This window comes from Tessaracoccus sp. (assembly GCF_016714275.1).
In the GTDB taxonomy this organism is placed as follows: Bacteria; Actinomycetota; Actinomycetes; order Propionibacteriales; family Propionibacteriaceae; genus Arachnia.
Genome location: NZ_JADJNP010000004.1, coordinates 320,035 through 341,064 on the forward strand (window position 1 = coordinate 320,035; position 21,030 = coordinate 341,064).

General features: G+C 68.5%; 24 protein-coding genes. 9 read left to right on the top strand and 15 right to left on the bottom strand.

The window, feature by feature from the left end:
- Positions 1-13 precede the first annotated feature (13 nt).
- From IPJ61_RS15650 to IPJ61_RS15665, 4 genes are read right to left on the bottom strand one after another with little or no spacing between them, the layout of a single operon-like run.
- Positions 14-2,005: an ABC transporter ATP-binding protein gene (locus tag IPJ61_RS15650; RefSeq protein WP_297109619.1), complete on the bottom strand. Its 1,992-nt coding sequence runs from the start codon at positions 2,003-2,005 to the stop codon at positions 14-16.
- Positions 2,002-3,747 (bottom strand): ABC transporter ATP-binding protein, encoded by a 1,746-nt coding sequence (locus tag IPJ61_RS15655; RefSeq protein ID WP_297109623.1) that lies wholly within the window; start codon positions 3,745-3,747, stop codon positions 2,002-2,004. Before IPJ61_RS15655 ends, IPJ61_RS15650 begins: the two co-directional genes overlap by 4 nt.
- A complete protein-coding gene (locus IPJ61_RS15660) occupies positions 3,744-4,331 on the bottom strand; it encodes a TetR/AcrR family transcriptional regulator (RefSeq protein ID WP_297109626.1) in 588 nt (195 codons plus the stop codon). Before IPJ61_RS15660 ends, IPJ61_RS15655 begins: the two co-directional genes overlap by 4 nt.
- A 32-nt stretch (positions 4,332-4,363) precedes the next feature.
- Positions 4,364-5,236, bottom strand: coding sequence for a DUF4031 domain-containing protein (locus IPJ61_RS15665; RefSeq protein WP_297109629.1), 873 nt, complete (start codon positions 5,234-5,236; stop codon positions 4,364-4,366).
- A gap of 18 nt (positions 5,237-5,254) precedes the next feature.
- Here IPJ61_RS15665 and IPJ61_RS15670 point away from each other — a divergent pair, with 18 nt between their 5' ends.
- A complete protein-coding gene (locus tag IPJ61_RS15670) occupies positions 5,255-6,151 on the top strand; it encodes a DMT family transporter (RefSeq protein WP_297109632.1) in 897 nt (298 codons plus the stop codon).
- Here the strand turns inward: IPJ61_RS15670 and lysS are convergent.
- The 7 genes from lysS to IPJ61_RS15705 form a co-directional block, all read right to left on the bottom strand.
- Positions 6,124-7,638, bottom strand: a complete 1,515-nt coding sequence (gene lysS / locus IPJ61_RS15675; protein ID WP_297109634.1) for a lysine--tRNA ligase — start codon at positions 7,636-7,638, stop codon at positions 6,124-6,126. The genes IPJ61_RS15670 and lysS overlap by 28 nt on opposite strands.
- Before the next feature lie 170 nt (positions 7,639-7,808).
- Complete coding sequence (locus IPJ61_RS15680) at positions 7,809-8,573, bottom strand: hypothetical protein (RefSeq protein WP_297109637.1); 765 nt, start codon at positions 8,571-8,573, stop codon at positions 7,809-7,811.
- 230 nt (positions 8,574-8,803) lie between these two features.
- Positions 8,804-9,145: an HU family DNA-binding protein gene (locus IPJ61_RS15685; RefSeq protein ID WP_297109640.1), complete on the bottom strand. Its 342-nt coding sequence runs from the start codon at positions 9,143-9,145 to the stop codon at positions 8,804-8,806.
- Complete coding sequence (gene rpmF, locus IPJ61_RS15690) at positions 9,111-9,278, bottom strand: 50S ribosomal protein L32 (RefSeq protein WP_297109642.1); 168 nt, start codon at positions 9,276-9,278, stop codon at positions 9,111-9,113. Before rpmF ends, IPJ61_RS15685 begins: the two co-directional genes overlap by 35 nt.
- Before the next feature lies 1 nt (position 9,279).
- Positions 9,280-10,389: a CobW family GTP-binding protein gene (locus IPJ61_RS15695; RefSeq protein ID WP_297109644.1), complete on the bottom strand. Its 1,110-nt coding sequence runs from the start codon at positions 10,387-10,389 to the stop codon at positions 9,280-9,282.
- Positions 10,386-10,508 carry a type B 50S ribosomal protein L36 gene (ykgO, locus tag IPJ61_RS15700; protein WP_297109646.1) on the bottom strand — a complete coding sequence of 41 codons (123 nt, stop codon included), beginning with the start codon at positions 10,506-10,508 and terminating at the stop codon, positions 10,386-10,388. Before ykgO ends, IPJ61_RS15695 begins: the two co-directional genes overlap by 4 nt.
- Positions 10,505-10,759 carry a type B 50S ribosomal protein L31 gene (locus tag IPJ61_RS15705; RefSeq protein WP_297109649.1) on the bottom strand — a complete coding sequence of 85 codons (255 nt, stop codon included), beginning with the start codon at positions 10,757-10,759 and terminating at the stop codon, positions 10,505-10,507. Before IPJ61_RS15705 ends, ykgO begins: the two co-directional genes overlap by 4 nt.
- A gap of 55 nt (positions 10,760-10,814) precedes the next feature.
- Between IPJ61_RS15705 and rpmB the strand changes: the two genes are divergently transcribed.
- Together rpmB and rpsN are read left to right on the top strand one after the other, a co-directional pair.
- Positions 10,815-11,051: a 50S ribosomal protein L28 gene (gene rpmB, locus IPJ61_RS15710; RefSeq protein WP_297109651.1), complete on the top strand. Its 237-nt coding sequence runs from the start codon at positions 10,815-10,817 to the stop codon at positions 11,049-11,051.
- Positions 11,051-11,353: a 30S ribosomal protein S14 gene (gene rpsN / locus IPJ61_RS15715; protein ID WP_297109654.1), complete on the top strand. Its 303-nt coding sequence runs from the start codon at positions 11,051-11,053 to the stop codon at positions 11,351-11,353. Before rpmB ends, rpsN begins: the two co-directional genes overlap by 1 nt.
- Before the next feature lie 28 nt (positions 11,354-11,381).
- Here the strand turns inward: rpsN and IPJ61_RS15720 are convergent, their stop codons facing one another.
- Entirely contained in the window at positions 11,382-12,035 is a 654-nt protein-coding gene (locus IPJ61_RS15720; RefSeq protein WP_297109656.1) for an HAD family hydrolase, read from the bottom strand.
- Complete coding sequence (locus IPJ61_RS15725; RefSeq protein ID WP_297109659.1) at positions 12,032-12,316, bottom strand: cell division protein CrgA; 285 nt, start codon at positions 12,314-12,316, stop codon at positions 12,032-12,034. Before IPJ61_RS15725 ends, IPJ61_RS15720 begins: the two co-directional genes overlap by 4 nt.
- A gap of 87 nt (positions 12,317-12,403) precedes the next feature.
- Between IPJ61_RS15725 and IPJ61_RS15730 the strand changes: the two genes are divergently transcribed.
- From IPJ61_RS15730 to IPJ61_RS15755, 6 genes are all read left to right on the top strand, one after another.
- The gene (locus IPJ61_RS15730; RefSeq protein WP_297110973.1) at positions 12,404-13,183 is read left to right on the top strand and encodes a DUF881 domain-containing protein; all 780 of its coding nucleotides are present in this window, start codon (positions 12,404-12,406) and stop codon (positions 13,181-13,183) included.
- Between the two features lie 79 nt (positions 13,184-13,262).
- On the top strand, positions 13,263-14,285 hold the full coding sequence (locus IPJ61_RS15735; RefSeq protein ID WP_297109661.1) for a LacI family DNA-binding transcriptional regulator: 1,023 nt from the start codon (positions 13,263-13,265) through the stop codon (positions 14,283-14,285).
- Between the two features lie 151 nt (positions 14,286-14,436).
- A complete protein-coding gene (locus IPJ61_RS15740; RefSeq protein WP_297109664.1) occupies positions 14,437-15,807 on the top strand; it encodes an ABC transporter substrate-binding protein in 1,371 nt (456 codons plus the stop codon).
- Positions 15,804-16,664: a carbohydrate ABC transporter permease gene (locus tag IPJ61_RS15745; protein WP_297109668.1), complete on the top strand. Its 861-nt coding sequence runs from the start codon at positions 15,804-15,806 to the stop codon at positions 16,662-16,664. The genes IPJ61_RS15740 and IPJ61_RS15745 overlap by 4 nt, the downstream gene beginning before the upstream one ends.
- The gene (locus IPJ61_RS15750; RefSeq protein ID WP_297109671.1) at positions 16,664-17,503 is read left to right on the top strand and encodes a carbohydrate ABC transporter permease; all 840 of its coding nucleotides are present in this window, start codon (positions 16,664-16,666) and stop codon (positions 17,501-17,503) included. Before IPJ61_RS15745 ends, IPJ61_RS15750 begins: the two co-directional genes overlap by 1 nt.
- Positions 17,500-18,372 (top strand): GDSL-type esterase/lipase family protein, encoded by an 873-nt coding sequence (locus tag IPJ61_RS15755; protein ID WP_297109674.1) that lies wholly within the window; start codon positions 17,500-17,502, stop codon positions 18,370-18,372. The genes IPJ61_RS15750 and IPJ61_RS15755 overlap by 4 nt, the downstream gene beginning before the upstream one ends.
- A 42-nt stretch (positions 18,373-18,414) precedes the next feature.
- Here the strand turns inward: IPJ61_RS15755 and IPJ61_RS15760 are convergent, their stop codons facing one another.
- Positions 18,415-19,062, bottom strand: coding sequence for an aminodeoxychorismate/anthranilate synthase component II (locus IPJ61_RS15760; RefSeq protein WP_297109677.1), 648 nt, complete (start codon positions 19,060-19,062; stop codon positions 18,415-18,417).
- Positions 19,063-19,129: 67 nt separating this feature from the next.
- The gene (gene pknB, locus IPJ61_RS15765) at positions 19,130-21,007 is read right to left on the bottom strand and encodes a Stk1 family PASTA domain-containing Ser/Thr kinase (protein WP_297109680.1); all 1,878 of its coding nucleotides are present in this window, start codon (positions 21,005-21,007) and stop codon (positions 19,130-19,132) included.
- Positions 21,008-21,030 lie beyond the last annotated feature (23 nt).

Consider the following 21,030-nt stretch of genomic DNA (forward strand, 5'->3'; position numbering starts at 1 on the left):
CAACCCGGACGCATCAGTCCTCGATCGCCGCGGCGAACTGCGACTGATACAGCCGGTAGTACGCGCCCTTGGCCTCCAGGAGTTCCGCGTGCGTGCCCTGTTCGACGATGTCGCCGTGCTCCATCACGAGGATCAGGTCCGCGTCGCGGATCGTCGACAACCGGTGGGCGATCACGAACGACGTCCTGCCGCTGCGCAGCGCCGACATCGCGTGCTGCACCAGAAGCTCCGTGCGCGTGTCGACGGAGCTGGTGGCCTCGTCGAGGATCAGCAGGCTCGGATCGGCGAGGAAGGCGCGCGCGATCGTGATCAGCTGCTTCTCGCCCGCCGAGACGTTCGAGCCCTCCTCGTCGATCACCGTGTCGTAGCCGTCCGGCAGCGAGTGCACGAAGCGGTCGACGAAGGTCGCGCGCGCGGCCTCGAGGATGTCCGCCTCGGAGGCACCGGGGCGGCCGTACGCGATGTTGTCGCGGATCGTGCCGCCGAACAGCCACGTGTCCTGCAGCACCATGCCGATCTCCGAGCGCACCTTGTCGCGCGGCACGGAGGCGATGTCCACGCCGTCGATCGTGATCTTGCCGCCGTTCAGGTCGTAGAACCGCATGATCAGGTTCACCAGCGTCGTCTTTCCCGCACCCGTCGGGCCGACGATCGCGACGGTCTGGCCCGGCTCGGCGACAAGGCTCAGGTCGCCGATCAGCGGCTTGTCGGGGGAGTAGGAGAACTCGACATCGCGGAACTCGACCTTCCCCGCCAGCTCCGCGGCGAGGTGGCCCGACGGCTCGGGCGTCATCTCGTCGGCGTCCAGCAGCTCGAACACGCGCTCAGCCGAAGCGACGCCCGACTGCAGCAGGTTCGCCATCGACGCCACCTGCGTCAGCGGCTGCGTGAACTGGCGCGAGTACTGGATGAACGCCTGCACGTCGCCGATGTTCATGGTGCCCGACGCCACACGCAGGCCGCCGATCACGGCGATGACGACATAGTTCAGGTTTCCGACCAGGAACATGACCGGCATGATGATGCCGGAGATGAACTGCGCGCCGAAGCCGGCCTTGTACAGCTCCTGGTTCCGGTCGCGGAACACCGCCTCGACCTCGCGCTGACGGCCGAAGACCTTCACAAGCGAGTGACCCGTGAAGGCCTCCTCGATGTGCGCGTTCAGCTCGCCCGTCGACTTCCAGTTCTGCGCGAACAGCTTCTGCGAGCGCTTGCCGATGACGGTGGTCACGACGCCCGCCACGGGCACCGAAAGCAACGCGACGAGTGCCAACGTCGGCGAGATGTAGAACATCATGACCAGCACGCCGATCACCATCAGCAGGGAGTTCAGCAGCTGCGAGAGGGTCTGCTGCAGCGTCTGCGACACGTTGTCGATGTCGTTGGTGACGCGGCTCAACACCTCGCCGCGCGCCTGCTTGTCGAAGTACGACAAAGGCAGCCGGTCGAGCTTCGTCGACACCTCCTGGCGCATCGTGAAGATCGTGCGCTGCACGGCGTCGTTGAGGATCCAGCCCTGCGCGTAGGAGAACACGAAGCTCACCACGTACAGCCCCAGCACGATCAGCAGCACCGTGCCGATCCCGCCGAAGTCGATTCCCTGGCCGGGGATGAAGTCGAGGTTGCGGAGCATGTCGGCCATGTCGGTGTGCCCGGCGGCGATGGCCTGATCGATGGCCTGTTCCTTGGTGATGCCCGAAGGCAGCATCTTGCCGATGATGCCGCTCAGCATCAGGTCGGTCGCGCGGCCCAGCACCTTCGGGCCGACGACGGCCAGCGCCACCGACAGCGTGCCGACGACGACGGCGATGATCACCAGCGCGCGCACCGGGCGCAGGTTGCCCATCAACCGCTTGACCGACGGCAGGAAGTTCACCGCCTTCTCTCCGGTTCCCATGTGCCCGCCAGGGCCTCCCGGGCCGCCGCCACCCGGGCCGCGGCGCGACCCAGGCCCGAACTTCGGCCGCTCGTTGGCCTTCTTCTCTGTCTGTGTGTTCTCGCTCATGCTGCCGCCTCCTCGACGCTCAGCTGGGACTCGACGATCTCCTGGTACGTCTCGCTGGACGCCAGCAGCTCGTCGTGCGTGCCGCGGTCGACGATCTGGCCGTCCTCGAGGACGAGGATCTCGTCGGCTCCTGTGATGGTGGAGACGCGCTGGGCGACGACCAGCACCGCCGCCTGTACCGTCTCGGGGGCGAGCGCGGCGCGCAGCCGCGCGTCGGTCGTGACGTCGAGGGCCGAGAACGAGTCGTCGAACACGTAGACGCTCGGCCGCTTCACCAGCGCCCGCGCGATGGCGAGACGCTGCCGCTGGCCGCCGGACACGTTGGTGCCGCCCTGGGCGATGTGCGCCTCGAGCTGGTCGTCGAGCTCGCGCACGAAGTCGGCGGCCTGCGCTACCTCAAGCGCATGCCAGAGCTCGTCGTCGGTGGCGTCGGGCTTGCCGTAGCGCAGGTTCGACGCGACGGTGCCCGTGAACAGGTAGGGCTTCTGCGGCACGAGGCCGATCCGCGCCCACAACGCGTCGGGGTCCATCTCGCGCACGTCAACGCCGTCGACGCGCACGGCGCCGCCCGTGGCGTCGAACAGGCGCGGGATGAGGTTGATCAGGGTCGACTTGCCGGAGCCGGTCGAGCCGATGATCGCCGTCGTCGTGCCGGGCCGCAGCTCGAACGTGACGTCCTTCAGGACCGGCGACTCGGCGCCGGGATACTCGAAGGTCACGTGGTCGAACGAGACGTCCCCCGCGGCGGCCGGGGCCGGTGTCGGGGAGACGGGGGGAGCGACGGTGGAGTCGGTGTCGAGGACCTCCATGATGCGGTCGGCGCAGACGGCCGCGCGCGGCGCCATCACCAGCAGCATCGTCGTCATCATCACGGAGATGAGGATCTGCATGAGGTAGGAGATGAACGCGGTCAGCTGGCCGATCTGGATGTCGCCGGACTCGATCCGCTGCGCGCCGAACCACATGACGCCCACCGTCGAGATGTTCATCACGAATCCGACGAACGGGAACAGGAACGCCATCAGGCGACCCACCGTCGTCGTGGTGTCGACGAGTTCGGAGTTGGCGCGCTCGAAGCGCGCGGCCTCGTGCGGCTCGCGGACGAACGCGCGGACGACGCGGATGCCGGTGATCTGCTCGCGCAGCACCCGGTTCAGGGTATCGATTCGCTTCTGCATGACCTCGAACAGAGGCCCCATCTTCGTGATCAGGACGACGATGCCCGCGCCCAGCAGAACGACGGCCGCGAGGATGATCCAGGACAACCCCGCATCCTCGCGCAGCGCCATGACGACGCCGCCGATCATCGTGATGGGCGCGCCGACCAGCATCACGCAGGTCATCAGCACGAGCATCTGGACCTGCTGCACGTCGTTCGTGGAGCGGGTGATGAGGCTGGGGGCGCCGAAGTGGTTCATCTCGCGGGCGGAGAAGGCGAGCGTGCGCTCGAAGATCGCGCCGCGGACGTCGCGGCCGAACTGCATGGCGAGGTTGGCGCCTGCCCAGACCGCGCCGATCTGCGCGGCGCCCTGGACGAGCGACAGCAGCAGCATGACGCCGCCGGTGCCCCAGATGAAGTCGACGTCGCCGGTGACGACGCCCTCGTCGATGATGCGGGCGTTCAGCGTCGGCAGGTAGAGCGACATGATGGTCGCGACCGTCTGGAGCACCACGACGATGGCGAGCAGCCCCCAGTAGGGGCGGACATAGCGGTTGATGAGCCGCCCTAGTCGAGATATCAAGGAAGTTCCTTTCGGAGCACCCCGCTGAGGGCGAAGGAGGCGAGGTCGGAGGCGTCGGCCCGCGGCCCGCCGAAGCGGAGCGCGTTGCCGGTGGCGAGGATGCCGATGTAGGTGACGAAGTCGGCGACGGGGATGGCCAGGTCGTCGGCGTGGGGGGCGAGGATCTCGGCGACCCAGGCGTCCATCTCCTGGCGCCGGGCCTGCAACTCGTCACGCAGGCAAGAGCTGGGCTTGTGCGGCCCCGGGGGCGCGCCGTGCGCCGCCATGAGCAGCGAGCGGGTCGTCGTGATGCGGTGGACGATCAGGTCGATCGCCGCGGCGGTCTTGGAGGCGACGGTGTCGCCGAGGTTGGTGTGGTCGAGGGTGTCGCGCAGTCGCCGCTCGGAGAACGCCTCCATGATCGTGGCGTCGATCAGCTCTTGAAGGCTGTCGAAGACGCGGAAGATGGTGCCCTCGGCGACGCCGGCGGCCTCGGCGACCTGCCGTGTGGTGACGCCGGTTCCCACCTCATGGATGAGGGGAAGCGTCGCCTCGATGATCGCGGCCCGGCGATCCTCGCGGGCCATGGGTGCTGCTCGTGTCACTCCGAGGAGTCTAGTGAGTGAACACTCACTCATCAAATGCCGGAGAGGCGATCTTTCTCCGCGGTGAGGTTGGCGCGGGCGTTCGCACCCCACAGTCGTCGCCCGGCTGCGGTGTGGAAGAGCGGGTCTGTCGACAGCAGCGACTCGACGACGGCGAGGCGGCCCCGCCGCCAGGTGTCGTCGTCGAGGTGCGCGTAGTCGAGGCGGACGTCGCGGGCGTAGACGTGGTAGCGGCCGGGGATCTGGCCGAGCACGGAGAGGTCGGCGTCGGAGAGGAGCGCGGCAGTGTCGTCGGCGGGGCGGTGCTCGGCGGTCATGCGGACCAACCGTGCAACCTCTCTGACATCCCGGCCCGGGAGCACCCCGTACAGCGTGTCCTCCGCCAGCTGCGCCGACGCCTCTTCGTCCTGCCCGGGGACGCCGTCGTAGACCGCGTCGTGGAACCACGCCGCGAGACGCACGGACGCGCCGTTCGCGCCAAGGGCGTCGAGCGCCGAGAGGCACGCGACGAGGTGGCGGACGTCGTGATAGACCCGGTGCGGCTCGGCCCAGCGTGCGAGCAGGTCGTCCCGGATCTCGGCGGGGAGGCCGTATCTGTCCCAATCCGCGAGCGCCGCGGGGCGCGCCTCGGCGCGGGTCGGCGACTTGTCCCGGCGCCGCACCCGCAGGCCCGACGCCGCGAGCCGCCGGACCAGTTCTCGCTCGCCGACGGCGAGGGCGCCCGCGGCGACGAGGTCGTCGTAGCGGGAGATGGGGATGTCGTAGTGGTCGTGATCGAACGCGCGCGAGGGCAGCCCGGAGCGGGCCGCGAAGTCGTGCAGCTCGTCGAGCGAGAAGTCGGAGACGAGGTGCCCGAAGACCGTGCCGTGTGCGGGCCAGCGGGGCTCGTCGATCAGAATCGCCACGACCTCTAAGGTAGTCGCGTGCGCCCCTCCACCTTGGCAACCGCGGCGATCCTCGCCGTGACCGCGATCTGGGGCTCGACGTTCTTCGTCATCAAGGACGCGGTGGGGCGCATCGATCCGGTCGACTTCCTCGTCGTGCGGTTCGCCATCGGCGCGGCGATCCCCACGCTGCTGTTCCTCGGGAAGCTGCGCAGGCTGACCGGGCGGCAGTGGGCCGTCGGGTTGGGGATCGGCGTGATTTACGGCCTCGCGCAGATCGCGCAGACCGTGGGATTGCAGACGACGGCGGCGTCGGTTTCCGGCTTCATCACCGGCACCTATGTGGTGCTGACGCCGATCGTGATGTGGGTGGCGTTCCGGGCGCGCGTGCAGGCGGGAACGTGGGCGGCGATCGCGCTAGCCACCGTCGGCTTGGGCGTGCTGAGCCTCGCCGGTTTCGGCGCAGGGGTGCCACTGCTGGGGATGGGGGAGTGGCTGACGCTGCTCGGCGCCGCCCTGTACGCGGTCCACGTCGTCGTGCTGGACCGGCACGCGACGTCCATGGATGCGGCCGCCTTGGCGACGGTGCAGTTGATCGGCGTCGCCGTCACGTGCGCGGCGTTCGGGGTGCCCGACGGCGTCGAACTGCCCACGGACGGGGGAGTCTGGGGTGCGGTGCTGTACACGGCGATCGTCGCGGGCATCGTCACGATGGCGCTGCAGACGTGGGCGCAGCGCCACCTCGACCCGACAAGGATCGTGCTGCTGATGGCCTTCGAGCCGGTGTTCGCGTCCGCGTTCGCCATCGCTTTCGGCGGCGAGTCCCTGACCTGGCGCCTCCTGCTCGGCGGAGGGATGATCCTCGGCGCCACCTTCCTCGGCATCCGCGCCGGAACCCCGGAACCAGATCAGGCTTGGGGGCGCAGCAGGGGGTAGAGGATGGTCTCGCGGATGCCGACGCCGGTCAGCAGCATGATCAGGCGGTCGATGCCGAGGCCCAGGCCGCCCATCGGCGGAACTCCGTACTCGAGGGCCTCGATGAAGTCCGCGTCGAACTGCATGGCCTCGGCGTCGCCTGCCGCCGCCTTCAGCGACTGCGCGACGAGCACGTCGCGCTGGACGACCGGGTCGACGAGCTCGGTGAACCCGGTGCCGCGCTCGACGCCGCCGATGATCAGGTCCCACGCTTCGACCTTGCCGACGTCCGACCGGTGCGGGCGGGCAAGCGGTTGCGCGATGGAAGGGTAGTCGTAGACGAAGGTCGGCTGGACCAGGCCGGGCTCGACAAGGTCGCCGAACAGCTCCATGACCAGCTTGCCCGCGTCCCACTTGGGATCGAACTCGACCTCGTGCGCCTCGGCGATCCGCCGCAGGTCCTCGACCGGGGTGTCGACGGTAACCGTCTCGCCCACCTTCTCCGACAACGCCGGGAACACGGGAAGCCAGGCCCATTCACCGTCGAGCTCGATGGTGCCCTTCGGCGTCTCGATGGTGCGGGAGCCGACGGCGTCGGCGGCGGCAACGACGATGTCCTGGATCAGCCGCGCGATGCTCGCCTGGTCGCCCCACGACTGGTACGCCTCAAGCATCGTGAACTCGGCGGAGTGCGTCGAGTCGATGCCCTCATTACGGAACACCCGGCCCATCTCGAACACGCGGTCTGCGCCACCGACCATCGTGCGCTTCAGGTGGAGCTCCAGCGCGATGCGCAGCGTCATGTCGATGTCGAACGCGTTGATGTGCGTGCGGAACGGGCGCGCGGCAGCGCCGCCGTGGACCAGCTGCAGGATCGGCGTCTCGACTTCGAGATAGCCCTGCCCGTATAGCGTCTCGCGGACGGCGCGGGTGATGGCGGAGCGCTTGCGGACCATCTCGCGGGCCTCGTCGCGGACGATCAGGTCCACGTACCGTCGGCGCACGCGCGCCTCCTCCGACAGGTCCTTGTGCAGCACGGGCAGCGGGCGCAGTGCCTTCGCGGCCATGCGCCACTCGGAGGCCATGATGGAAAGCTCGCCGCGCTTCGACACGATGACGCGGCCGGTGACCCAGACGTAGTCGCCGAGGTCGACGTCAGCCTTCCACGCCGCGAGCGCCTCCTCGCCGACCTCGGCCAGCGACAGCATGACCTGCAGGCGCTCGCCGTTGACGTCAGGTGTGAAGCCATCCTGCAGCGTGGCGAACGCGAGCTTGCCCGTGTTGCGGATGAACACGACGCGCCCGCCGACGGCGACGACGTCGTCGGTCTCCTGGCCGGCCTCCATCGTCGACCACGCGTCGTTGGCGCGGACGTCGGCGAGCGTGTGGGTGCGGACGAGGTCTGCCGGGTATGCCTCGATCCCGGAGTCGAGCAGGCGCGCACGCTTCTCCTTGCGGACGGCGGTTTGCTCGGAGTCGCTGGGCAGGAGGGGAGAGGCGTCAGTCACGCGCCGCATCCTACCGGGTGCCCTGCTGTCTCCGACCCTGCCAACTGCGCCCCTCCACGCTTCTGCCGAAGCGGGTGGCTCGGACGCGGCTGTTCCTCGGTGTGCGGACACAAATCTGCGTGGGCTGCACGAGGCGTACGTATGGCACAGCTGAGGCAGCCCACGCAGATTTATGTTCGGGAGATGTGTCGACGGAGTCGAATCTGCCGCAGCAGGCTCCGTTTCGTCGACTCCCACTGATACCAGATCTGTGCGTAGCTAAGGCGGATCGTGTCGAAGCCGAGGTCGCGCGCGGCCAGATCGCGGCGGCGATCCTCCCGGTAGTCCCGGTCCGATCCGTGGTGGGCCTCGCTGTCGCACTCGATGATCAGGTTGTCGCCAACAAGTAGGTCGACACGGCCCACACCGGGAATCTCAACCTGCGGGAGAAGCCTCACGCCGTGTTGTTCCAGAAAGAGGCGCACTCGCGTCTCGCTGCCGGACTCGGCCCTGTTGAGGTAGCGAAGAAACCTGGATGAGCGGCCGGGTAAGGAGAGCCCACGGAGCTCGTCGGGGCTGACCAGCCCGTTGTGCAGCGCCGATTCGGCGACGATGAGCGCGTCCTCCATCCCGTGGCGGTGCGCCACGTGCCTGAGACAGTCGAGGAGCGGCCACACCGCCGAGCTGGGTTGTGGTCCCTCGTCGGCGTGCAGCACAGTGCCAGGCACTGGCGTCAGCTCGCTTCCGCGGCCGAACACGACATGCGTGACGTCGTGCTTGGGGGTCCACAGCTGGTGTAGGCGGCAGCCGGTGAGGCAGCCGACACGGCCACCCGCCCGGATCCCTGTCACCACGCGCTGATCCGCGTGCCGGAACGCATACCAGCCCCTGACGATTCTCTTGACCTCACCGTTGTCGAGGGCTGTGGTCAACTCGCGTCGAGTGGCCCCCTGCATGAGTTGGGAATATGAACGAACACCTGTCTCCATACCTCCGTGATGTCAAAAACAGGGGCGCGTTTTCCGTCGCGTCCGCAATCTGTGGATAAGTCCGTCCCGGAGTCGGCGAGCGAACGCGGCGCGAGCCCTTGCCGAACATAAGCCTGCGTGGGCTGCACGCGCTGTACGTATCGCACGGCTGAGCGAGCCCACGCAGATATGTGGTCGAGCACCCTCGCCCATGAGAGTCAGTCGGCCCGGACGCGCTCCTTGAACGGGCCGAAGGCGCGGAAGCCGGGCACGCGGATCTCGGGGATCTGGAACGCTTCGCCCGTGCGCGGGTTGCGGCCAGCGCGGGGTGCGCGGGTCCGGGGCTCGAACGCGCCGAAGCCCTGCAACGCGACGCTCTTACCCGCCGCGATCTGGTCGATGATCTCCTCGAGCGCCACGCTCAACACGACGCGTGCGTCCGTCGCGTCCAGGCCGGTACGGCCGGCGACCGCCTTGCTCAGCTCTGCGATGTTCATGTTCTCTTTTTTCCTTATCTGTAGACGGTCAGTCGGGTTGAATGAGACCGCGCTGATAGGCACGGACGAGTCGGCGAGGGACGCGGTGCTCGCGGCCGTCGATGCGAATCGGCACGAGGTCGATCGGCTCCGCCTTCCACTGAGCGCGGCGGCTCCTGGTGTTGCTGCGCGACATCTTGCGCTTCGGAACCGCCATGTCACGCCACCTCAGACACGCCGTCGACCGGGCCCAGCCACGGCTCGAGGCCGTCGCCGGGCACGTGCCAGCGCAGGCCGTGCTTCGCGATCTCTTCGTCGGTGAGGAGGCACGACCGCAACGCGGCCTCCAGGTCGTCGCGGCCCTCGTCCGTGCCGATGACCACGATCCGCGTGTGCGGACGCATGTCGTACCAGTCGTCGAAGGTGCCGATGCTCAGCATGCCGCCGGCGCCTTCCCACTGGCACACCTGCGTGGGGCGCGTCGGCAGCCAGAAACAGCCACGAGTTCTCCGATGCCCGCTGCCGAGCACCTCGACCCGCTCCCGCAACCGCCCCGGATGGAAGGGGCGGTCGGAGCGGAAGTCGAGCGTCCAGACGTCCGACGCCCCGGGCTCGACCACGGGCGTCAGGCACACCGGGGAGACCCAGTCCTCCGCCTCGGGATGGTTGTGGATGCCGCGGAGCAGCGCGACGGGGTCGATCCCGGTCGTCCCCTCCGAGATGAGGGAACCGGGCCTGGCAAGGGCTTTCACGAGGGAGAGGCCACGCTTGTCGGCATCGCCGAAGAGGGCGACGACGTCGGCGTACTCCACGAAGGACGATGTCGTCTCGGCGACCCCGCGTGGATCGTCCTCCCGTACCGGCAGGTCCCGCTCGGCGACGAGATCGTCGCCCACGAGGTCGTCGACCAACGTCGCCGCGTCCAGCGCGACGATGACCCCGGCGATCCGCACGTGCGGCGCCACCCCCGGCATGCCCTCGACGACCCGGCACACCTGCATCGGCTCCGCCGTGACCGGCAGCTGCGCGACGATGGCCTCCCACTTTCCGCTGGCGGCGAGTCGCTCGAGCGTCGGCACGATGTCCTCGCGGATCGCGCAGCTGGTGCACGCATGCTCCACGTCGATCTCCACCCGCTCGATCAGGCCGGTGATGTCGGAGACGGTGCGGACAAGCATTTCGCGTGCGGGGTCGATCGAATGCTGAACGGCGACGACGGACGGGAGGTCCCACTGCAGGGCGATCGCCGCCGACACCATCGGTGTCGCGGACACGCCTGCCACCAGCACGACGGGCGCGCCGCCCTTCGGCGCACGGATCCGCTTCACCCCTGCCTCGCCTTCATCCGGGGGTTCTTCTTGTTGATCACGAAGACGCGGCCGCGGCGTCGCACGATCTGCGCACCGGGGACCTTCTTCAGCGCCCGCAACGAGTTGCGCACCTTCATGGGGTGGTCCTTTCCTTTGGGTATCTCCTGTTGAACCGCTCGACCCGGCCCTCGGTGTCGATCACGCGCGACGTCCCGCTCCAGAACGGGTGACTCGCGCTGGAGATCTGCACGTCGATGACGGGGTAGGTCTCGCCCTCGAACTCGATGGTCTCCGACGACGTCAGCGTGGACCCCGTTCTGAAGACCAGCCCTGCTGAGCGGTCGCGGAAGATCACCTGCTGGTAGGGGGGATGAATGTTGTCCTGCATGAACACCTGCTACTGGTCGATGATAACGGTTCTCATTATAAACATAGGAGGGCGTGTGTCACGCACCTGCCAAATCACCGGGGCCCAGCCGGGCTTCGGGAACAACGTGTCCCACTCGCACCGCAGGACGCGGCGTCGGTGGAACGTCAATGTCCAGCGCAAGCACTACTGGGTGCCGTCGCTCGGACGCCGCGTCACGCTGACAGTCAGCCCGAGAGGCATTCGCACCATCGACCAGCGCGGCATCGACGCGGTGGTCCGGGAGTTGCTGGCGCAGGGGGTCGTGCTCTGATGGCGAGCACCGCGAAGATCGCGGCCAACAAGCGCCGCGAGCGCACCGTCGCCCGATACGCGGCCAAGCGTGCCGAGCTGAAGGAGCGCGCCCGAACCGCGCCCACGCTCGAGGAGCGAAAGGAGACACATAAGCAGTTGCAGAAGCTGCCGCGCGACGCCAGCCCCGTCCGGCTCCGCAACCGGGACTCGATCGACGGCCGCCCCCGCGGCTATCTGCGCAAGGCGGGCGTCTCCCGCGTCCGGTTCCGCGGGCTCGCACACGACGGCTATCTCCCGGGGATCACCAAGTCGTCCTGGTGACCCAACCGCTGAAGACGGCTCCGATCGGTCAGCGCAGGGTGACGGTGACGCCGTCGGGGGTCTCAATGAAGGAGACCTCGGCGAGCGTCTGGGCATGCCAGTCGGCGCCGAGGACGTCCGCGGGGAGTTGGGTAAGGATGCCAAGGACGGCGCAGCCCGCGGCGCGGCCGGCGGCGATCCCGGCAGGCGCGTCCTCGACGACGAGGCAGCGCGCGGGGTCGACGCCCAGGCGTTCCGCTGCCAGCAGGTAGGAGTCGGGGGCTGGCTTGCCATCGCGCACGTCGTCGCAGGTGACGATGACCTGAGGGAAGGGCAGGCCCGTGGCGGCGAGGCGTGCGGTCAACAGCCGGGTCGTGCAGCTGGTGACGATGGCGTGGCGGTCGTCGCCGATCGCGCCCAGGGCCTCGCCCGCACCGGGGAGGGCCACGACACCGTCGATGTCCGACGACTCGAGCTCATCGAGGCGCAGCCCGGCCTCGACGGCGATCTCCGGCGCGAGGAGCGCGTGCGCGGCAGTGGCCGAGGGCCGGCCGATGTACTCCCGCGCGTAGCCGACCTCGACCCCGTATTCCTCGGCCCATCGCGCGTAGGCGCGCAACACGGCGTCGTTCGACTCGCCGAGCGTGCCGTCGAAGTCGAAGAGGACGGCATCGAACGTCCCCAGCAGCTTCGCGGCGGTCACTTCCACAGGGTCATCAGCGAGAAGCTGGCGACGATGAGCACCAGCCCGACGAGGACGTTCCAGTCGCCCATGGCCCGCATGAAGCCGATCTGCTGCCCGGCCAACTGCCAGACGACCATCCACAGCACGCCGAGCAACCCGACGGGGATGAACACCGCGGGCACCCAGTTTCGGGTCCCGGGAGCGAGGCGCGCGGTCTTCTCGCGGCCGTCGGACAGCTCGGCCTTGTCCTTGGCCTTCTTCTTGTCCGCCGCCTGCTTGCGAACCTTGGACTCGGGCACGTGCGTCCTCCTCGAACGATTGCTACCTGGTCAGCGTAGTTGAGCGTGGGAGGTTTGCCCACTTGAGAATAGGCTGGGAGCGTGAGTATGCGCGACTGGGTCCGACTGCGGGCGGCGCGCGTCCGGGAAAGGGTCGGTCACAACCAGGAACGACCGCGGACGTTGCCCGGGCGCTTCGCGACCGTCCTGGTATGCGTGCTCGCGGGGTTGATGATGACGGTCGCGGGGATCGCGGCGCGCGGAACTGACCTGCGCAGTGACCGCACCGCCGACATGCGCGACCTCGTCGCCACCCAGGCCTCGCGCAACGAGGTACTGCGCCGCGACGTCGCCGCCCTGACCGACGAGGTGGGCGCCCTCGCCGCGCGGCAGCCGGGCGGCGGACAGCTGGCGGAGCGCCTCGCCGTCGCGGAGGAGGCCGCGGGGCTGACCGGCCTCATCGGCCCCGGCCTGCGCGTCACGCTCACCGACGCCCCGGCCGATGTGAAGCCGGCCGGTGTCTCCGACGACCTGCTGGTCGTCCATCAGCAGGACATCCAGTCGGTGGTCAACGCGCTGTGGGCCGGCGGCGCGGAGGCCATGACCATTCAAGGACAGCGCGTGATCGCCACGACAGGGATCAAGTGCGTCGGCAACACCGTCGTCCTCCACGGCGTGCCGTACGCGCCGCCGTATGTCATCGAGGCCATCGGCGACGCCGACGCGCTCCTCGCGGCCCTCAACGACTCGCCGTCGGTGCGGATCTACAAGCAGTACGTCGACGTCTACGGCCTGGGCTACGCCGTCGACCGGATCGCGGCCATCGAGGCCCCGGCCTTCGCCGGCTCGGTCGGCCTCCGCTACGCCGCCCCGGTTCCTGCCCCCTAGCCTCGCTAGCGAAGTACCCCATTGATCAGTACTTCCTGAGCAGGTGGCACGTGTCTCCGGGACCTCTTAGCATGGCGGCATGGCACGGGTGAGGCGCGGCGGACACAAGCCGCCCACGATGAACGATGTGGCGGCCCTGGCCGGCGTTTCGCAGAGCACGGTGTCCTTCGTCGTCAACGACCGTCCGGGCGCGCGGATCGGTGAGGCGACCCGCAAGCGGGTGCTGGAGGCGGTGGAGGAACTGGGGTTCCGCACGGACCTGACGGCCAGGGCGCTGAAGACCGGGCAGACGCTGACGATCGGCATGCTGACCGACCGGATCGCGTCGACGCCCTTCGGTGGGCGGATCATCGTCGGAGCCCAGGAGGCTGCGTGGCAGCGTGACGTGCTGGTCCTGCTCGCCGACACCGGCGACGACGACAACGTCCAGGCGGCGGCGGTGAACGCGCTGCTCGATCGGAGGGTCGACGGCCTGCTCTTCTCCGCACAGTCCACCGGTCTGGTGGAGCTTCCGGTCAGCGCTCCCACCCCGACGGTTCTCGTCAACTGCTTCGACGAGGCGGGAACCCCGAGCGTGATCCCCGACGAGGAGTTCGGCGGGGGGCTCGCCATGCGCGCCGTCCTCGATGCCGGTCACACGAACGTGCTGTATCTGGCGGGGGAGCCTGACCGCTGGGCGACCGCCGAGAGGATCCGTGGCATGGCGCAGGCGGCGCGCGCGGCCGGCGTGACCATGGGGATCAGCTACGGCGGATACGACACCGATTCCGGCTATGAGCGGATGATCGAGATCGCGCGAGGGGAGCTCCCGACGGCGGTCCTGTGCGCGAGCGACCGGGTGGCGCTCGGCGTGATGCTGGCGCTGAGCGAGCTCTCGCTGCGCTGTCCGGAGGACATATCGGTGGTGGGGTACGACAATCAGGAGTACCTCGCGGAGGTGCTCCATCCCGCGCTGACGACGGTTGAACTGCCATTCCTCGACCTCGGTCGTCGGGGGGTCGAGCAGATGTTCGCGCTCGCAGCGGGGAAGAAGGTCGATCCCCAGGTCAAGATCCGTGGCCGCCTCGTGCGCCGGGACTCGCTCGCCAGGCCCCGCGGATAGCCTCGCGTCGTCCTCCAGGTGTTGACACTCGGATCGGAGGCATGCATCATACTGCTAATTCGTATTTGCAGTGGTTCGCGCAATGCTCATACGAATGAGCATCCGAAGGTCGGACGCTCGGCCGATGAAGCCCGACAGAAAGGGGCCGTATATGCCCACCCACACCACAGCCGGCCGCCGGAGGCCGATCGGAGCGAGCCTCGGCGTCGCCCTTCTCGCGGGAACGCTCCTCCTCAGCGCCGGGTGCGCCCCCGGCGCCAAGCCGCAGCCCACGAGGACCGAGACCGCGGCGGTGAGCCGCGACCTCGGCACCGAGCCGATCACCCTCACGGTGATGACGACGACGTCGGAGACGGACAAGGCGTCGATCAACCAGCTCGCCGATGCGTTCCGCGCGCACCACCCGAATGTGACAGTGGAGGTCAAGTCCGAGCAGTTCACCGTCCTCCAGCAGAACGGCCCGCGGATCATCTCCACCCCCGACACCCCGGACCTGATTCGCTTCCCTACGCTGGGCAACACGGTCAAGAACGGCCAGCTCACCCAGCTCGACGACTACGCGAGCCTCTACGGATGGGACGAGTTCCCCTCCAGCCAGCTGAACCAGTGGCGGGTCAGCGACGACGGCCTTCAGCGGGGCGAGGGCGGCCTGTACGGAATGGGCATCAGCTTCTCGCTCACGGGCGTCTACTACAACAAGGAACTGGCGGCGGGGATCGGCATGGAGCAGCCGCCGACGACCCTGGAGGAGTTCGAGGACCTGCTCGCGAAGGCAGGGCAGACCGAGCACACGGCGCTGATGTCGTCGGGACAGGACGGCGCGCTCTTCTGGCCGTTCCAGGCGCTCATGCTCGCCAAGGGGGCCAAGCCGACGCTGGACGACTGGGTCTTCAACGTCCCGGGCGCCTCGATCGACACGTCCGAGGCGCTCGCCGCGGCCGAGACGCTCGTCTCCTGGGCCGATGCCGGATACCTGCCCGACGATGTCGTGGCGCTGAACAACACGGACGCGCTCGCCAGGTTCACCGCGGGCAAGGCCGTCTTCTCGTACGACGGCAACTGGGACGCCGCTGCGATCGACGAGGCGATGGGCGACAATGCCGGCTTCTTCCTGCTGCCGCCCACCGCGGACCACGGGAAGTTCGCCTCCATGTCGGATCCGGTCAACTACGTCATCCCTGCCCAGTCCGATCAGAAGGATGCAGCTGCAGCGTTCCTCGACTTCGCCTTCAGCGACGAGGGACGCGCGATCATGGTGTCGACGACCGGCCAGGTGCCCGGCGGGCCCGCGGATGCGGCCCTGCCCGAGCTCGAGGTCGGCCCGGCCATCGCGGACACGCTTTCGGCCTTCCAGCTGCTGAATAGGGACAACGGGATCACGCCCTACATCGGGAACGCGACGGCGTCGATCTACACCGACACGATCATCCCGCAGTTCCAGCTCCTCGTCACCGGCAGCGTCACCCCCTCCGACTTCGTGGCCCGTCTCCAGAGCGACTACGACAAGCAGCTGGGACGATGACCCGGAAGCTGGCCGGCTGGTTGTGGGTCCTGCCCGCGCTGGCCTTCTACGGGACGTTCGTGCTTTTCCCGGTCGCGCAGACCGTTCAGTACTCGTTCTACGACTGGGACGGGATCGGCGTCGCTACCTGGGCAGGCCTCGACAACTACGCAAGGGTCTTCGGCAACAGTGAGCTGTACGGATCGATCGTCAACGCGTTCATCCTGATCCTGTTCTTCGCGATCATTCCCATCGTCATCGGCCTCATGGCGGCCGCGGTCCTCCGCGAGGTCCGGGGACGGTTCGGCAACGCCGTCGCCAGGACGGTGCTGTTCCTTCCGCAGATCATCCCGCTGGCCGGCGCCGCGATCGCGTGGTCGTGGATGTACTCGACCGACGGCGTGGTGAACCAGCTGCTCCGCGCCGTCGGCCTCGGCGGCATCGCCCGCGCCTGGCTCGGTGACTTCTCGACGGCGCTGCCCGCCATCGGGCTGATCGGCACCTGGGTGTCCTTCGGCCTGTGCACTGTCTTGTTCAGCGCGGGAATCGGGAAGATTGACCCGTCGCTCTACGAGGCGGCGAGGCTCGACGGCGCGGGCCGGGTCCGCGAGTTCCTCGCCATCACGGTCCCTGGCCTCCGCCAGGAGATCGTCGTGGCGCTCACCGTCCTCGTCATCGCCGCCCTTGCCAGCTTCGACATCATCTACGTCGCGACGCTGGGCGGCCCGGGCTACTCGACGATGGTTCCCGGCTTGATGATCTACCGGCTCACCTTCACGGCGCAGCAGGTCGGCGTCGCGTCGGCGCTCGCCGTCGTGCTCGTCGTCCTCGTCGTGGCGATCGTCGTGCCCCTGCAGAGGCTCAGGAGGGAGGCGTAATGGCCGTGCTTCGTGCGATGCCTCCGCGAACCGGCGCGCGGGGCGCCAACCTCGCCCTCCTGTTGGTGATGATGCTGGTGACCGCGATCCCGCTAATCAGCCTGTTGACGACGGCGCTGCAGCCGCAGGGCACGACCCCGTCGGGCTTGAGCATCCCCTCCACACCCACCTGGTTCAACTTCGCGGACGCCTGGGAGCAAACCAGCTTCCTGACGCTGCTGGGGTCGACGGCGATCATCGTGCTGGGCGTCGTCCCGCTCACCGTGGTGTTGTCGACGATGGCGGGCTACGCCTTGGCGCAGCTGCGGCTCCCCGGCGGGGCTTTCCTGCTGGCCCTCTTCGTCTTCGGGCTGACCCTTCCCTTCGAGGCCATCCTCACGCCGCTGTACTACATGATGCAGGGACTCGGGCTGCTGAACACCCAGCTGAGCCTGATCCTTCCTCTCATCGGTCTGCACATGCCGTTCGCGGTGTTCTGGATGCGCAGCCACTTCGTCAACGTGCCGGCCGAGGTCACCGAGGCGGCGCAGATCGACGGGGCGTCGGCCCTCGGCGCCTTCCGGCACATCCAGATTCCGCTGGCGATGCCCGCCTGGGTGTCGCTCACGATGCTGCTGTCACTATGGACCACCAACCAGTTCATGCTGGCGATCGTCCTCATCAACGACCCTTTGAAGCGCACGCTCGCGGGAGCGCTCGGAGCCTTCCAGGGCGAGAAGACGACCAACGTCGTCCTTGTCTGCGCCGTGACGCTGCTGATCATGGCGCCGACCACGATCCTGTTCGTATTCCTGCAGAAGCACTTCACCAAGGCCCTGCTGCAAGGAATCGCGAAATGACGAGCAACGACCACGCCCTCTTCGACATGTCACGAGCGCGGGCGCGGGCCGTGCTCGCGCCCGAGGAGGAGGCGCATCCCGGCCTGTACGAACTGCGCTACGTGCGCCCTCAACGGGTCTTCGACATCGACGACGACGCCGACGGCACAGTGTCCGCGGAGCACCTCGGGCTGACCCGTGAGGAGGGGATGCGTCTTCTCCGGCGGATCGACGACATTCGCGCCGCCGTCGTCGACGCGCTCCTGGGAGACTCGGCGCTGACCGCCGCCATCGCGCGTGTCCCAGACCCCGGTGGATCCATCGCCGTGGTCGGCGACTCGATGTCGGCAGATCGGCTGGGTTGGGCGGAACTGCTGGGCGGCCTGCTCACGTCCCTCCGTCCGGAGCTCGTGCTTCGCAGCACGGCGCGGGGCGGTGACACGACCCTCGACGCCCTCTCCCGGTTCCACCTCGCGGCCGCGCACCGGCCCGCGGTGGTGATCCAGCTCATCGGCGCCAACGACGCGAGGCGGCACGGGTTCGGTCTCGCCGTGCCGATGTGCTCGCCTGATGACACGCGCCGGGGCCTGAGAGGCTTGCGCGCAATGTGCGGCCACCTGGGTGCCCGTAGGGTGGTGTTCACCCCGCTGGCGGGCGACGAGCGCGGCAGCGTCGTGAACCGGCACGGGGCCAGTTGGCTGCCGTCGGACATCGAGGCCGTCTCCGAACTGGTCCTCGAGGTCGATCCCGAAGCGACCAACCTCCATGCGTCGGCCGTGCGGCTTCCGAGCGAGGAGTTCCTGCTGGCCGACGGGTTGCACCCAACGCTGGCGGGTCAGGTGTGGTTGTTGCATCGGGTGGTCGCCGCGCTGTCCGACGCGTGGCGCTAGCGGGACCCTTGCGTCGGCGCGTGCCTGCGGGACGCGCCGACGTCAGCTCTGGGCGAGCGATACCGAGGTGAGAGGGGAGAGCCCGACGGCGCGGGCGGGGGCCTCGACGTCGCCGCAGACCGCGAGCCAGTTCGCGAGCATCTGGTAGCCGCCCTCGGTGAGGACCGACTCCGGGTGAAACTGCACCGCCTCGACGGCGAACTCGCGGTGCCGCACCGCCATGATCACTCCCGTGTCCGTGCGGGCCGTCACCTCGAGCACGTCGGGAACCGTGTCCTCGACGATCGCCAGCGAGTGGTAGCGCGTCGTCGTCACCGGCGACGGCAGCCCCGCGAACACGCCGTCGCCCTCGTGGAACACGGGCGACGTCTTGCCGTGCAGCAGCTCAGGGGCGCGGTCGACGACGCCGCCGTACGCGACGGCCATCGCCTGCAGGCCCAGGCACACGCCGAAGATCGGCTTCACCCCGCCGAGATCCTTCACGACGTCGACGCACACGCCGGCCTCCTCAGGTGTGCCCGGCCCGGGGGACAGCAGCACGCCGTCGAACGGCTCGTGCCAGCCCGCGTCCGCGAAGCGCGCGTCGTCGTTGCGCCACACCTCGACCTCAGCCCCGATCTGCGCCAGGTACGAGACGATGTTGTAGACGAACGAGTCGTAGTTGTCGATGACGAGGACCTTCGCGGTCATGCGCGGGACCTTTCGACACGGGCCCGGCGCTTCGCGCGGGGGCCCTGCTCAAGGAACGGGGTGCGGGTCACGGGTTCTCGCCATCGCCATTGCCGCCGTCTCCGTTGTCGCCACCGTCGTTCCCGCCATCGCCGTTGTCCTCCGGCGGGTCCGTCGGGGTCACCGCCTTCGCGACCTTCAGGGTGATCTTGTCGCTGCGGTCCGCGACGGCGTTCCTCGTCGGATCCTGACCGAATATGATTCCGGGCGCCTGCGCGGTGGTCTCCTCCTCTTCGAACGTGGGCATCCCGAAGCCTGCCCTCGTGGCCTCGGCGGCAGCCTCGGCCTCGGTCATGCCCGTGAAGCGCGGCACGACCGACTTCCCGGTCGCCACCGTCAGCGTGATCCTCGTGTCGGGGGAGACCGTTTCACCGGGTTGATGGCTGGAGCTCAGCACCTGACCGGCAGGCACGTTGTTGGGCTCGGTTCCCGAATCGCCGGGAACGTGAGGCCGTGCGTCGGTGGTGCTGACGTTGTCGAAGCCGTTCTCCTTCAGGATGGCCTTCGCCTCCTTGACGGGCGCGTCGAGGATGCCGGAGGGGACCGTCAACTCGTTCGGTCCGGAGTTGATCCAGAAGGTGACCTTGGAGCCTGCGGGCACCTCGTCGCGCGCCTTCGGATTCTGGTCGATGACCTGACCCTTCGTCTCGATGGGGCCTTCCTTCTCCTGGGGATCGGGGACGAGATCGATGTCGTCGAACTGGGCCAGGGCCTGCTGGAGGTTGTCGCCGGTCAGGTTCGGAACCAAGACCATCTTCACCGTCGGCCCCGACGACGTCGAGGGCCCAGGCTCCGGGGTGCTCGGGTTCATGATCGTGTAGATGCCATAGACCATCGCGGCGAGGACCAGCACGGCCGCGATCGACAGCACGATGATGCCCTTCCTGCTCTTCCTGTCCTCCTCGGCCAGCTCGGTGCCGACCTCCGTGACGGCCACCGGCGAGGGGGCAGACGTCGGCGCCGCGGCGGGAATCACGCCGCGGCGGGCGGTCGTCGTCATCGGGTCGTTGGGGATCACCTGCGTGGGCGCCTCCACCGGCATCGCGGCCATCACTGGCTGATGGTTCAGCGTGCGGAAGATGTCGTCACGGAACTCGCTCGCGTCCTGGTACCGGTCGCGGGGATCCTTCGCCAACGACTTCAGCACCACCGCGTCCATGGCGGGCGTGATCTCGTCGTCGATCTGCGACGGAGGAACCGGCGCCTCGCGCACGTGCTGGTAGGCCACCGACACCGGCGAGTCGCCCTTGAACAGCGGCTGGGACGTCAGCAGTTCGTAGAGCAGACAGCCGACGGAGTAGATGTCGGAGCGGTTGTCGACCTTCTCACCGCGCGCCTGCTCCGGTGACAGGTACTGCGCGGTGCCGATCACGGCTGCGGTCTGCGTCATCGTCGCGGACGTGTCGGCGACGGCGCGGGCGATGCCGAAGTCCATCACCTTGACGGTGCCGCCCGGCGTGAGCATCACGTTGGCGGGCTTGATGTCGCGGTGCACGATGCCGGCACGGTGCGCGTAGGCCAGCGCGTCGAGCACGCCGGCGGTGAACTCCAGGGCGCGTTCGGGGACGATCTTGCGGCCGTCGCGCAGCACCTCGCGCAGCGTCACGCCCTCGACCAGCTCCATCACGATGTAGGGAACCGAGACGTCGGACGCGCCGTCCTTCTCCTCGCCGGTGTCGTACACGGCGACGATGTTCGGGTGATTCAGGCCCGCCGCCGACTGGGCCTCGCGCCGGAATCGTGCCTGGAACGTCGGGTCGCTGGCCAGGTCGATGCGCAGCCGCTTGACGGCGACATCGCGTTCCAGCCTCAGGTCACGCGCACGCCAGACCTCGGCCATGCCGCCCCGGCCGATGACCTGGTCCAGCTGATAGCGGCCGCCGAGCAGCGCTCCTCGCTCCGTCATCGCGCATCCTTTCGGTCGTACAG